Raw genomic sequence first — 12661 nt, forward strand, 5'->3', positions numbered from 1 at the left:
CTCGCCTTCGCCGTCGCCGTCAGCGCGGCGGCGATCGGGCGCCGACTGCCGTCCGCGCTGGCCGCGCGCCTGCCCGCGTCGCTGGCCGGCTGGAACCAGGGCCTGCCGTCGCGCACGGTGCTGGCGCGGGTGTGGCTGCTGCAATGGCTCGCCTACGCGGCGATGGTCGCGGCGTTCGCCGCGCTGCTCGCCGGCTTCGGCCTGCGCATCGGGCTGGCGCAGGCGGCGTCGGCGCTGTGCCTGGCCGGCTTGGCCGGGGTGGTGGCGATCCTGGTGCCGGCCGGCCTGGGCGTGCGCGAGGCCGGCTTGTTCTGGTGCCTGGCGCCGCTGGTCGGTCCCGGCAACGCGGCGATGCTGGCGCTGGCGTGGCGGCTGGCGATCACCGCCGGCGAGGCCGCGTTCGCGCTGCTGAGCTTTGTCCTGGGCGCGCTGCGGCGATAGCGATCCGAAACGAAGAAGCCGCGCCCGCGGGTGCGGACGCGGCTTCGGTGGGGTCGCAAGAAACGGTTCACAACCCCGATCAGAACTCCTCGGCGATCGCGTGGCCGATGAACAACGGCGGATTGGCGCCGTTGCCGGTCTCGCAGGTCACGCCGTAGTTGATCATCAGCGACAGCAGGTTGCGCGACTCGACCTTGAGCACGTACAAGCCGTTCACCCCGTTGTTGTGGGTGCTGCGCTCGCCCAGGTAGACCTTCTGGAACGAGTTGATGTTGTTGCCGCCGGCGATGACGTTGCCCTGCGGGTCTTCCAGGCGCATCTCCAGCTGCGGCGCGCCGGTGCCGTCGATGCGGCAGCTGACGTAGTCCGGCGCCTGCAGGTACAGGCCGAAGCGATCCTGACCGCTGAGCAGGCCGAGCAAGGTGCCCAGCGCGCTCGAGCTGGAGGTGCCGATCTTCTTGGAGCGGTCGTCCTGCGGATCGGCGGTCTTGGCGATGCGGAAGTCGCCGCCGAGGGTCGCGTTCTCCTGCGTGGTGCAGAAGGCCGCGAACGCCGGGTTGGCGGTCGGCGTGGTGCCGCGGAAGGTCGCCTGCACGTTGCTGTAGTCGCCGGCCGGCGCGCCGACCGCGGTGAACACGTCGAGGATGCGCACCGTTTCGTTGGCGCTGAGGTTGGTCACCTGCTGGTTGCCGAGCTGCGAGCCGGAGGAATCGCGCAGCTGCCAGGTCACCTGCACCGGCTCGTTGATCGAGGCGACGAAGCAGTTGCTCTGATAGCCCGGCGACGCCGCCTGCCGGCGCAGGCCGGTGACCACCGATTCGTTGGCGCCGCTGGTGAAGGAACCGACCTTGAACCCCTCCACCGAGAAGCCGGTGCCGGCGAAGGACTGGATGCGGCTGAAGGCCGAGATCGGAATGTTCGCCGCGCTCTGCTCGACCAGGGCGAGCTGGCCGTAGTTGCTGGTGGCGCTGACCGGCACCGCGCAGAAGTCGGCGAGGTTGCCTGCCACCGTCGCGTTGGGCGCGACGCTGAGCGTGGTGCACGGCCGCTCGCCGGCGAACGGCGTGCCGGGCGCGCCGTAGTAGGTCATCTTGACGCTAGCGGTCGCGGTGCCGGCGTTGCGCACGGTGATGGTGGAGGAATAGCTGGAGCTGTTCACCACCAGCGGGAGGCGCAGGATGGTGCCGTAGCCATCTGCGGTTTGCGCCAGGGCATTGCCGCTCAGCAACGCCGCGGCCAACAGGCAGTACATACGACGGGCTTTCATAGCAGAGTCCTCTCTCGTCCATATCAAGGCCATGGGCGAGCGCCCATGGGCGTACGCTCCGGCCCGCGTTCGCCGGGGTCCGGAACCGGGACAACGCGGATGCGTTGCGGTGCTGCGGGGGCGGCCGGCGTTACTGGTCGATCAGCCGGTCGGGGAAAGGTCGTTTGCCGGCGAGGACGGCGGCGATTTCGTCCCTGCCGATGCCGTAGATCCTGGAAATCGCCTCGGGCTGGTCGCGCATCTGCTGCAGGCGCTGGCGCTTGAGTTCCTCGCGCGCGCCGGGCGACAGCGCCAGGCCCTGGTTGTAGACGATCTCGTGCTGTTTTCCGTCGGGGCCCTTATAGCTTTGCGGCGGCTGCGCCGCGGGCGCTGCGCTGCGTACTTTCTCGGCGACCGCGGCCTGCTGTTGTTGCGAGGTCAGCTGCGGCGCCTGGCCGATCTGCGCCGCATCCACGCCTTGCGCCGCCGGCGCGGCACCGAGCGCGGCCTCGTCCGCGGCGGCCGCCGGCGCCGATGGGCGCGGCGAACTCCACGGTTTCCAGATCAGCACAGCCAGGATCAAGACGGCGCTGCCGAGCAGCGCCACGGGAAGGCGCGAAGACGCGGCCATGATTCCCCCTGCTTAACGGACGATGTTTCCGGGACGGTGTTTGCGCGACGAGGTCTGCTGGACGATGTTCGCTGCGTGCTTCGCAGCCGCGAGGCCGACGTCATCATCGCAGAACTCGGTCGCGTGATTTTCTCGTTTTGTATCGGTTCCTAACCCTGGATAACGTGACACGGGACGGCAAAGCGGCCGCGAAAATACGGGGAATTCGCTTACTGCAAAGCGCAACTCATCTGAACTGAGGATCGCATCGTTACGCCGATGCAAGCGTGGGTGAGGGAAGGTGAGAAAACCGGACCGGCGGATTTTCAGCAATTTTCCGCGACGGCGCATGGCCGCGGTGCGAGCGCGCATGCGTTGGGGGATTTATCGCTGCAAGCCGCGCGCGAATCGTTGCGCGCGGCGAAGCCGATCGGGATCGCGAGGTCGAAGGTCGCGTGCGCGCGTCGACGACATCGTTTTCCGCCGCGCGCGCCAGCGTCGCCGCCAGCTCGGAGATTGCGACGCAGTCGACGCCTTGTTAGCATCGCGCGCCCGGCCGCTCCTGCGCGCCGATCCCCCGGCGCCGGTTTCCGGCGCACCACGGCAATGGACGCCGTTGCACGGCGTTCGCCCCGCTCTAAGGACAGACATGGTTTCCATCATCGTAATGGCCGTTTTCGGCGGCCTGTGCGGCCTCGGCGTCCTCGCCGTCATGGCCCTGATCGCCAAGAACGGCAAACACCAGTTCGACCGCATCGAGTTCGCGTCCGACCAGGACGTCCACGCCCTCGTCCAGGCCTGGGCCGGCCGCAACGGCTACGTTCTCAAGCGCAGCGAAGGCGACCTGCGCGTCTACCAGAAAGGCACCGGCTTCCTGACCGCGCCGATGTTCCTGGAGATCGACCGCCACGACGGCCGCTGGTCGCTCAAGAGCTACGTGCGCGTCAACGGCCTGGTGGTGCAGGGCGACGTCGGTTTGTCCGGCGACGGTTTCCTGGTCAAGGTGCCGCGGTCGATGGCGAAGAAGGCGCAGAACGAGCTCTATGCCACGTTGAATCTGGCGCCGCTGAAGTAAGGCCTTCGCCGAACGCCTGCTGCGGTGACGATGCGGATCGCCGCCGCGCGGACGCGGCCGTCTCGCAGGTCGCGTCGCAGTTGCGTTGCCGCGGTCGCGGCTTGCGCCGCTCCTACAGTCGGCTACGACGCCAGCCGAAGCCTCTGTAGGAGCGGCGCGAGCCGCGACCGCGACAACACAACTACGACCAAATCGAGATGAATTCCGGCGTTCGCCGGAACGAGTCGCCGGGCACGCGGATCTCGCCCTCGCCGCAGCGCCCCGTCACGCTGCGTCCGAACCGCTCTCGCCCGGCGCGGCCACCGGCTCTTCCGCGCCGTAGAACACCGTCCCGATCCGGATTCGGTCGCGCCGCTGCGCCCGCCGATGCCGGTTGGTATCGCGCAACGAATACACGCAACCGCAGTACTCCTGCGGATAGAAGCGCTCGCGCTCGCTGATCTCGATCATGCGCTGCGCGAGTGCTGCAGCCGCCGCTGCGCGCCGCCGGGCAGGGCCAGCGCCTCGCGCACCGGGCTCATGCCTGCGCGCCGTCGCGGGCGAGCAACCGGATCACGCTGGAGAAGTCCAGCCCGCCGCGGCCGGCGCGGCCGTTGAGCGCGTACAGGTTGCGCGCCAGTTCGCCCAGCGGGATCGGCGCGCCCACGCTCATCGCCGCTTCGGCCGCCAGGCCCAGGTCCTTGAGCATCAGGTCGCTGCCGAAACCGCCCTGGTAGCCGCGCGAGGCCGGCGCGTTCTCCAGCACGCCGGGCCACGGGTTGCACACTTCGGTGGCCCAGCTGCGGCCGGTGCTGACCGCCATCATCTTCGACAGCGCGGCCGGGTCGAGGCCGTGCGCGGCGCCGAGCGCGAGCGCTTCGCCGGTGGCGGCCATGATCACGCCCAGCGCCATGTTGTTGCACAGCTTGGCGACCTGGCCGGCGCCGCTGGCGCCCATGTGGAAGACGTTGCGGCCCATCGCGTCCAGCAGCGGCCGCGCGCGTTCCAGCGCCGCGGCCTCGCCGCCGACGATGAAGGTCAGCGTGCCGGCGGCGGCGCCGGCGGTGCCGCCGGACACCGGCGCGTCGATCATCGCGATGCCGCGCGCGGCCGCGGCCGCGGCCACCTTCTGCGCCGACGCCGGGGCGATGGTGCTGCAGTCGATCGCCAGCGCGTCCGGCGCGAGTTGCGCCAGCAATCCGCCGTCGCCGAGGTACAGCCCTTCGACGTGGCGGCTGGCCGGCAGCATCGAGATCACCGCCTCGGCGCCGCGCACGGCCTCGGCCGCGTCCGCCGCCGCGCGCGCGCCGAACGAGACCGCGGCCTCGACCGCGGCCGGCACCAGGTCGAACACGCACAGTTCGTGGCCGGCCTTGAGCAGGTTGGCGGCCATCGGGCCGCCCATGTGGCCCAGTCCGATGAAGGCGATGCGGCTCATGCGCGCGGCTCCGCGGCGGCGCCCAGGTCGGCGAGCGGATGCGGCCGCGCCGAGTCGGGGTCGTGGAAGAAGGATCGGGCCCAATGCGCCGTGGCCTGCGCCAGCGTCGCCGGGTTCCAGCGCGGGTTGCGGTCCTTGTCGATCAGCAGCGCGCGAATGCCCTCGGCGAAGTCACCGTGCGCGGCGCAATGCAGCGAGGCCCAGTATTCGAGACGGAAGGTGTCGGCCAGCGACAGCGACGCGGCGCGGCGCTGCAATTCGAAACCCAGCCGCGCCGAACCGGGCGCGCCGGCGGCGAGGGTCTTGCGCGCGGTCTGCAGCCACGCATCGTCGGCGTCGATCGCCTCGATGCGCGCGACGATCTCGTCCAGCGAATCGCCCGCGCAGATCGCCGCGACCGTGGCCGCATGCCGCTGCAACGGTCCCGCCGGCGCCGGCTCGGCCAGGCCTTGCAGCAAGGCCGTCAGCGTCGCGCGGTCGCGCGCGGCGTCGCCGCTCCACGCCGCGGCTAACGCGGCCTCCAGCGCTTCGCCGCGCCGCGCCTCGGGCAAATAGTGATCGGCCAGCCCCACGCGGATCGCATCGCCGGCGTTGAGCGGCGCGCCGGTCAGCGCCAGGAACAGGCCGGCGCGTTCGGGCACCCGCGCCAGCAGCCAGCTGCCGCCGACATCGGGAAACAGGCCGACGGTGATTTCCGGAAACGCCAGCCGCGAACGCTCGCCGACCACGCGGTGGCTGGCCCCGGCCATCAGGCCGATGCCGCCGCCCATGACGATGCCGTGGCCCCAGCACAGCAGCGGCTTGGGATAGGTGTGGATGCGGTAATCCAGGCGATATTCGGTTTCGAAGAACGCCTCGGCATGGACGTTGCCGCGCGGGTCGGCGAACGCGTCGCCGCTCCAGCGCGCGCGCGCCTGGTGCTCGCGCATGCCGCGGTACAGCCCGTGCAGGTCGCCTCCGGCGCAGAAGGCCTTCTCGCCCGCGCCTTGCAGCCACACCATCGCCACCGCCGGGTCGTCGGCCCATTGCCGCAACTGCGCGTCGAGCAGTTGCGCCATCTCCAGCGACAGGCCGTTGAGCGTGGCCGGCGCGTTGAGGGTGGCGATGCCGACGCGGCCGTGCGCGCCGCCACGCTCTTGGAACAGCACCGGCGCCTGCGGCGCCTCCTGCAGATGCGCGTTCATGCGTTCTTCCATTGCGGCGCGCGCTTGGCCAGGAACGCGGCCACGCCTTCGACCTGATCGGCGCTGTCGAACAGATCGACGAAGGCCTCGCGCTCGCGCACCAGCGCGGTCGCGTGCGGCTGGCTGCGGGTGGCCTGGACCAGCGCCTTGCAGGCGGCGACGCTGGTCGGGCTCTGCTTTTCGGCCTGTTTCGCCCATGCAAGCGCGCGCGCCAGCGCCTGGCCCTTGGGCACCACGTCTTCGACCAGGCCGATGCGCAACGCGGTCGCCGCGTCGATGCGTTCGCCGAGCAGGATCATGCGTTTGGCCCAGCCTTCGCCGACCAGCCGCGGCAGGTTTTGGGTGCCGCCGGCGCACGGCAGCAGGCCGACGGTTGCCTCCGGCAGCGCCAGTTGCGCCTGTTCCTCGGCGATGCGCAGATCGCAAGCCAGCGCGCATTCCAGCCCGCCGCCCATGGCGTAGCCGTTGATCGCGGCGATCGACACGCCGCGGAACGCGCTGAGCGTCTCGAAGGCCTCGCCGAAACGGCGCGCGGCGTCGCGCGCCAGCGCCTTGTCGCCGTCGGCGAACTGCTTGAGGTCGGCGCCGGCGCTGAAGAACTTCTCGCCTTCGCCGACGATCACCAGGGCGTAGACCGCGCGCTCGGCGTCGAGGTCGCGGACCAGATCGCGCAAGGCGGCCAGGCTGTCGCGGGTCCAGGTGTTGGCCGGCGGGTTGCTCAGCTCGACCACCGCGGTGTGGCCGTCGATGCGCAGCTTCAGCCCCGCATAGGTCTTGGCGCTCGAACTCATCGCAATTCCTCTTCGCTGTTGAGCAGATGGCGCGCGATGATCACGCGCATGATTTCGTTGGTGCCTTCCAGGATCTGGTGCACGCGGCAGTCGCGCAGCAGCCGTTCGATCGGGTATTCGCGGATGTAGCCGTAGCCGCCGTGGATCTGCAGCGCCTCGTTGCAGATCGAAAAGCCCGCGTCGGTGGCGAAGCGCTTGGCCATCGCGCACCACACCGTGGCGTCGGCGGTGCCGGCATCGACCTTGCGCGCGGCGGTGTGGACCATTTGCCGCGCGGCGACCAGTTGCGTGGCCATGTCCGCGAGCTTGAACTGCAGCGCCTGGAACTCGGCGAGCTTCTTGCCGAACTGGCGGCGCTCGCCCATGTAGCGGCGCGCCGCGTCGAGCGCGCCCTGGGCCGCGCCGAGCGAACAGCTGGCGATGTTGAGGCGGCCGCCGTCGAGGCCCTTCATCGCGATCTTGAAGCCGTCGCCCTCCTGGCCGAGGCGGTGCGAGGCCGGCACGCGCACGCCTTCGAAGGCGATGCCGCGGGTGGGCTGGCTGTTCCAGCCCATCTTCTCTTCCTTGCGTCCATACACGATCCCGGCCGCGTCGGCCGGCACCGCGAACGCGCTGATGCCGCGCGCGCCGTCGCCGCCGGTGCGCGCCATCACCACCAGCAGATCGGTGCAGCCCGCGCCGGAAATGAAGGCCTTGGCGCCGTCGATGACGTAGTCGCCGCCGTCGCGCACCGCGCGCGTGCGCAGCGAGGCCGCGTCGGAACCGGCGCCGGGTTCGGTCAGGCAGTACGAGGCCAGCTTGCGGCCGCCGGCCAGGTCCGCGCTCCACTGCGCGCGCACCGCCTCGCCGGCGTGCGCGGCGAACATCCAGGTCGCCATGTTGTGGATGCTGATGAAGGCCGCGGTGGACGGATCGGCCGCGGCCAGTTCCTCGAACACGATCGCAGCGTCGAGCCGGCTCAGGCCCGAGCCGCCGGCGGCTTCGTCCACGTACAGCCCGCAGAAGCCCAGTTCGCCGGCCTCGGCGATGGCTTCGCGCGGGAACGTGCTGTGCGCGTCCCACTGCGCCGCGTGCGGCGCGAGCTGGGCGCGGGCGAAATCGCGCGCGGCGTCGCGGTAGGCCGATTGTTCCTCGCTGAGCCCGGTCGGCGCGGCCGCGCCGAGCCGCCAGTCGATGACCGCGGCCATCACTTGAGGCTGATCGTGGTGTTGACGCCGTGGCCCAGCGTGTCGTCGTCGAACCAGCGCGCGGTGACCGTCTTGGCCTGGGTGTAGAAGGTCACCGCCTGCTTGCCGTAAGGGCCGAGGTCGCCGAGCTTGGACGCGCGCGAGCCGCTGAAGGAGAACAGCGGCACCGGCACCGGGATCGGCACGTTGATGCCGACCTGGCCGACGTCGATGTCGTCCTGGAACCGCCGCGCGGCCGCGCCGGACTGGGTGAAGATCGCGGTGCCGTTGCCGTTGGGATTGGCGTTGACCAGTTCGATCGCCTCGTCGAGCGTCTGCGCGCGCAGGATCACCAGCACCGGGCCGAAGATTTCCTCGTCGTAGATGCGCATGCCCGGGGCGACGCCGGAGAAGATCGTCGGGCCGACGAAGTTGCCGCGCTCGAAGCCGGGCACGGCCGGCGCGCGGCCGTCGAGCTCCAAGGTCGCGCCCTGTTCCACGCCCGAAGCGATCAGGCCTTCCACGCGCTCGCGCGCGGCGCAGGAAATCACCGGGCCGACGTCGGTGCCGGGCTCGCTGCCGGCGTTGACCTTGAGCGTCCTGGCCTTGGCCACCAGCTCGGGAACCCACTCGTGCGCGGCGCCGACCAGCACCGCGGCGGAGGCGGCCATGCAGCGCTGCCCGGCGGCGCCGAACGCGGCGCCGGCGAGCGCGTTGAGGGTCTGTTCCTTGTTCGCGTCGGGCAGCACCACGGCGTGGTTCTTCGCGCCCATCATGCATTGCACGCGCTTGCCGGCGAGCGAGGCGCGGCGGTAGACGTGGGTGCCGACCTTGCTCGAGCCGACGAACGACAGCGCCTTGATGTCGGTGTGGTCGCACAGCGCGTTGACCGCGTCTTCGCCGCCGTGCACGACGTTGAGCACGCCCTTGGGGATGCCGGCCTGCAACGCGAGCTCGCACAGGCGCATGGTCACCAGCGGATCCTGCTCGGACGGCTTGAGCACGAAGCTGTTGCCGGTGGCGATGGCCATCGGGAACATCCACAGCGGGATCATCGCCGGGAAATTGAACGGGGTGATGCCGGCGCATACGCCCAGCGGCTGCAGCAGGGTGTAGGTATCGACGCCGCCGGCGACGTTGTTGGCGAATTCGCCGAGCTGCAGGTTGCCGATCGCGGCCGCGTGCTCGACCACTTCCAGGCCGCGGAACACATCGCCTTCGGCGTCGGGCAGGGTCTTGCCCTGCTCGGCGCTGAGGATCGCCGCCAGTTCGCCCATGTGTTCGCGGATCAGTTGCTGGTACTTGAGGAAGATCCGCGCGCGCGCGCCGATCGGGGTCTTGCGCCAGGTCTTGAACGCGCGCGCCGCGGCGGCGACGGCGGCGTCGATCTCTTCCGGCGTCGCCATCGGCACGCGCGCCAGCACGGCCTGGGTGGCGGGATTGATCACCTCGCGCCAATGCGCGGTGCGCGATTCGACGAACTCGCCGTCGATGAGCAGCTTGACGGTCGCGACATCGGTCGCGACGCGGTGCATTTCGTTCATGTTGGTCTCCGTATCGCACACCCGCGAAGTGCGGACGCCGCGGAGACACGAAGACAGGGCGAAACGCGGGCGCATGCGCGCCGCACCGCATCCGCTCGTCAGGTCGCCCGCCGCAACGCCCGAGGAGAACAGCGCGTCGCGCCGCGTGCGCGGCGGTTCGGCGATGTCCGCCACAGGCCGGTCTCCGGACTCGCGAGCGACGCTGTCGCGTCCCGCCGGCGCCTTCCCGCGCGTTCGCGCAGTGGCCGATGCCGGTTTTTCTCGCCTACCGTTGCGGGGGCAGTGCCGGGATGGGACTCGCGTCCGCACCGGCTTCCCGTTTCACCCTGCCCGCCCGCATGCGCGGACGGCAGGACACCTGTGGCGGGCGCAGTGTAGTGGTTCGGCAGAGACAGCGACAAGCTGCGCCGCGGTATGGACGCCGCAATGCCCGTTCAGTGACGGTCGGATGTGCGCGTTACGTGCGTCGCGCGTAACGCGTGCGTGTGCGTGCATACGTGCGCCGCGTGTGCGCGCGGGCGAGCGAGCGACGAGGCTTACTGCCGCCGCCATTCCGCCGCGATGCCGCCGCCCGGCCCGCCGGCGAACACCGCCTCGCGGTCCATGCGCCCGTCCAGGCGCTCGACCCAGACCTCGGTATGCCCGCCGGTGTCCTGGTTCTGCCGGCGCGCGCGCACCCGCGCCGCGGCGCGGGCGATGTCGCGGTTGGGAAAGGCGATCTCGTGCGCGCCGTTGATGCGCAGCCGCCAGCAGCGCGAGGCGTGAGGTACGACTTCGTAGATCGTCGTCAGCGTGGACATCGGCACTCCAGGTCGGTCCGTCGATGCGAGGTGCGGCCACGCTAACAAAGGCCAAACGTGACGGCTGTAGGAAAACCCCGATTCGGCGTCGGCGCGCGTCTACGCTGGCGTAGACATCCATTTACGTAACGTAGGCAGCCGCCGACGTTGGCGTCGGCGCACCGCACTTTGCCCGCGGGCGAGTTGCGGACCTTGGAAACGGCCTGGAAATTCGCTCGTATCATCTACGGAGCGATAGGGACATGATCCGGGTGTTCATCGTCGACGATCAGCCGCTGATCCGTCTGGGACTGCGCTGGATCCTCGGCGCGCACAGCGACATCGATGTGGTCGGCGAAGCCGGCGATCCGCACGAGGCGGTGCTGCGGATGACGCAGTCGCGGGCCGACGTAGCCTTGTGCGGCTTCAACCGTCCCGACAGCGACGGCCTGAACCTGGTGCAGGGCCTGCTGCAGCGCGATCCGGCGCTGCGGATCCTGATCGTCTCGGCGGTCGGCGACGGGCCGCTGCCGCGGCGGCTGCTGGCCGCCGGCGCGCTGGGCTATGTGTCGAAATCGCGCGACGGCGCGGTGGTGGTGCGCGCGCTGCGCGAGGTCGCCGCGGGCCGCCGCTTTCTCGACGATTCGCTCGGCGGCCGCCTGCTGTTCGAGTCTTCGCCGTTCGATCGGCTCAGCCCGCGCGAGCTGGAAGTGGCGCGGATGCTGCTGGAAGGCCGGCGCAACCGCGAGATCGCCGCGGCCTTGCGCGTGTCCGAATCCACCGTGCGCACCCTGCGCGCACGCGCCCTGGGCAAGCTGGACGTGCGCGGCGAAGGCGCGCTGGTGCGGCTGGCGTTCGATCACGGCCTGCTCGGCCGCGAGGCCAAATGCTGAGCGTTTCGCATTCGTCGCCCGCGACTCGCGCTGGAACGTGAATTCAATGAACGCGTAGCGGCGTTCGCTCCTGCGCTAAAGTCGGTCTGCCGTTCGCGCTGCCCCCGCAGGCGAACGCGGTACCGATCCGCCCCGCAAAGGAACGCATATGCCCTCGCCCGAAGAAGACAAACTCGCCCGCATGCTGCGCGAGTTTCAGGACGCTCACGGCTCCCGGCCCGAGCCGATCGCGCGCCACATGCAACAGTTGCTCGATACGCCCGAGATCAAATCCATGGCGCTGGAAGCGATCCGGCGCGGCAACCTGGAAAAACTGGGCATGGTCGACGAGCCCATGGTCGGCGGCGATTACGACGCCAACACCAAGAGCTTGCGGATGTCGAAGACGCTCCTCACCTTCGCCGACAAGCAGTTCGTCGCCGACAAGGCGGCCGTCACTGCGGCGCACGAGCTTCAGCATGCGCTGGACCGGCCAAGGGTCGTGCAGCGCGACGGGAAATTCGACGAAGACATCCGCCAGACCGTGGCCGGCGCGCCGCCGCACGATTACACCGCCGCGCTCAAGAGCTATTTCGACGAAACCCGCCAGCTGGAAGCGCGCGCGTCCATCAGCGCGTTCAACGTCGCCGTCGACATCGCCAAGCGTCGCGATCCCAACGCCGACCTGAAACAGGTCTACGATGTGGCGCAGGACAACGCGCCGACGTTCATCGCCGTCGATTCGTCCAAGCAATCCAACGCGTATGCGCTCAAGCCGGGACTGGCCGTGGACGCCGGCGGCAAGATCGACCCCGGCCGGCCGGACAACCTGGAGACCGCCGCGCGCAACTACTACGACGCGGCCGGTTACAGCGAACGCCTGCTCGGCTCGCATCTGGAGTACATCCGCGACTACGAGAACACGATCCACGAGCGCCTGCTCAAGAGCTATCCGGATCGGCCGGCGCCGCAGATCCAGGTCGATACCAAGGCGCTTGGGGTGTCCGGGCCGCTGCCGGCCGGAATCGACGACGCCGGCGCGCCGAAGCCGGCGCCGGGCGTCACCCGCTCGCTGGCGCCGGCTGCGCCGGCGCCGGCCGAACCCGCGTCCGATCCGCGCCGCGCCGATCATCCGGACCACGCCTACTTCAACCTGTTGCGCGGCAAGCTGCCCGAGTCGGTGCCCGACAACGCGGTCGCCCACGCGATGCATCAGGCCAAGCTCGGCGGCATGCGCGATCCGGCCCAGGTCGATCCCGATCAGGTGGCCGTGCACAGCGGCCAGGTGTGGATCGGCGGACGCACGCCCGGGTTCCGCAGCAGCAGCGATCCGACGCAGGCGCCGCCGATGGCCGAGGTCGGCGCGCAGCTCGAGGCTTCGCGCCTGCGGTCGCCGGATCCGGCGCAACACCAGGCTCAGGAGCCCAAGGACGCCAAACAGGACGCTCCGCGGGCGCCTGCCCCGGCGGGCTTGTAAGCGATGCGCCGCGCGCCCGGCGGCGGGCGCGCGGCCGCTGCGACGGCCTGCTGGCGAGG

The 12661-nt window shown here is 70.4% G+C and carries 12 protein-coding genes, 1 pseudogene and 1 riboswitch; of the genes and pseudogenes, 4 read left to right on the plus strand and 9 right to left on the minus strand.

Annotated elements, in window-relative coordinates; genetic code table 11:
• A partial coding sequence (locus A7A76_RS21380) for a lysylphosphatidylglycerol synthase domain-containing protein (RefSeq protein ID WP_206413197.1) occupies window positions 1-441 on the plus strand: 441 nt, incomplete at its 5' end.
• Between the two features lie 79 nt (window positions 442-520).
• Here the strand turns inward: A7A76_RS21380 and A7A76_RS21385 are convergent.
• Together A7A76_RS21385 and A7A76_RS21390 are read right to left on the minus strand one after the other, a co-directional pair.
• Window positions 521-1708, minus strand: a complete 1188-nt coding sequence (locus A7A76_RS21385; protein WP_206413198.1) for a hypothetical protein — start codon at window positions 1706-1708, stop codon at window positions 521-523.
• A gap of 130 nt (window positions 1709-1838) precedes the next feature.
• Window positions 1839-2318 carry a hypothetical protein gene (locus tag A7A76_RS21390; RefSeq protein ID WP_206413199.1) on the minus strand — a complete coding sequence of 160 codons (480 nt, stop codon included), beginning with the start codon at window positions 2316-2318 and terminating at the stop codon, window positions 1839-1841.
• A gap of 628 nt (window positions 2319-2946) precedes the next feature.
• On the opposite strand from A7A76_RS21390, the gene A7A76_RS21395 reads away from it, so the two are divergent.
• Window positions 2947-3372 carry a hypothetical protein gene (locus A7A76_RS21395; RefSeq protein ID WP_206413200.1) on the plus strand — a complete coding sequence of 142 codons (426 nt, stop codon included), beginning with the start codon at window positions 2947-2949 and terminating at the stop codon, window positions 3370-3372.
• A gap of 264 nt (window positions 3373-3636) precedes the next feature.
• Here the strand turns inward: A7A76_RS21395 and A7A76_RS21400 are convergent.
• From A7A76_RS21400 to A7A76_RS21430, 7 genes and pseudogenes are all read right to left on the minus strand, one after another.
• A pseudogene (locus A7A76_RS21400) lies at window positions 3637-3831 on the minus strand (epoxyqueuosine reductase QueH); the annotation flags it as partial.
• A 58-nt stretch (window positions 3832-3889) separates the two neighbouring features.
• A complete protein-coding gene (mmsB, locus tag A7A76_RS21405) occupies window positions 3890-4789 on the minus strand; it encodes a 3-hydroxyisobutyrate dehydrogenase (RefSeq protein ID WP_206413202.1) in 900 nt (299 codons plus the stop codon).
• A complete protein-coding gene (locus tag A7A76_RS21410; protein WP_206413203.1) occupies window positions 4786-5973 on the minus strand; it encodes an enoyl-CoA hydratase/isomerase family protein in 1188 nt (395 codons plus the stop codon). Before A7A76_RS21410 ends, mmsB begins: the two co-directional genes overlap by 4 nt.
• Window positions 5970-6764 (minus strand): enoyl-CoA hydratase, encoded by a 795-nt coding sequence (locus tag A7A76_RS21415; RefSeq protein WP_206413204.1) that lies wholly within the window; start codon window positions 6762-6764, stop codon window positions 5970-5972. Before A7A76_RS21415 ends, A7A76_RS21410 begins: the two co-directional genes overlap by 4 nt.
• Window positions 6761-7951 (minus strand): acyl-CoA dehydrogenase family protein, encoded by a 1191-nt coding sequence (locus A7A76_RS21420; RefSeq protein WP_206413205.1) that lies wholly within the window; start codon window positions 7949-7951, stop codon window positions 6761-6763. Before A7A76_RS21420 ends, A7A76_RS21415 begins: the two co-directional genes overlap by 4 nt.
• On the minus strand, window positions 7951-9465 hold the full coding sequence (locus A7A76_RS21425) for a CoA-acylating methylmalonate-semialdehyde dehydrogenase (RefSeq protein ID WP_206413209.1): 1515 nt from the start codon (window positions 9463-9465) through the stop codon (window positions 7951-7953). The genes A7A76_RS21420 and A7A76_RS21425 overlap by 1 nt, the downstream gene beginning before the upstream one ends.
• Window positions 9466-9632: 167 nt before the next feature.
• A riboswitch (cobalamin riboswitch) is annotated at window positions 9633-9851 on the minus strand.
• A 159-nt stretch (window positions 9852-10010) separates the two neighbouring features.
• The gene (locus A7A76_RS21430) at window positions 10011-10274 is read right to left on the minus strand and encodes a hypothetical protein (RefSeq protein WP_206413206.1); all 264 of its coding nucleotides are present in this window, start codon (window positions 10272-10274) and stop codon (window positions 10011-10013) included.
• Between the two features lie 242 nt (window positions 10275-10516).
• Here A7A76_RS21430 and A7A76_RS21435 point away from each other — a divergent pair, with 242 nt between their 5' ends.
• Together A7A76_RS21435 and A7A76_RS21440 are read left to right on the plus strand one after the other, a co-directional pair.
• Window positions 10517-11146 (plus strand): response regulator, encoded by a 630-nt coding sequence (locus A7A76_RS21435; protein WP_206413207.1) that lies wholly within the window; start codon window positions 10517-10519, stop codon window positions 11144-11146.
• A 148-nt stretch (window positions 11147-11294) separates the two neighbouring features.
• Window positions 11295-12602 carry a hypothetical protein gene (locus tag A7A76_RS21440; RefSeq protein WP_206413208.1) on the plus strand — a complete coding sequence of 436 codons (1308 nt, stop codon included), beginning with the start codon at window positions 11295-11297 and terminating at the stop codon, window positions 12600-12602.
• Window positions 12603-12661: the final 59 nt, after the last annotated feature.

The sequence above is a fragment of the Lysobacter enzymogenes genome, assembly GCF_017168095.1.
GTDB classification, from domain to species: domain Bacteria; phylum Pseudomonadota; class Gammaproteobacteria; order Xanthomonadales; family Xanthomonadaceae; genus Lysobacter; species Lysobacter enzymogenes_D.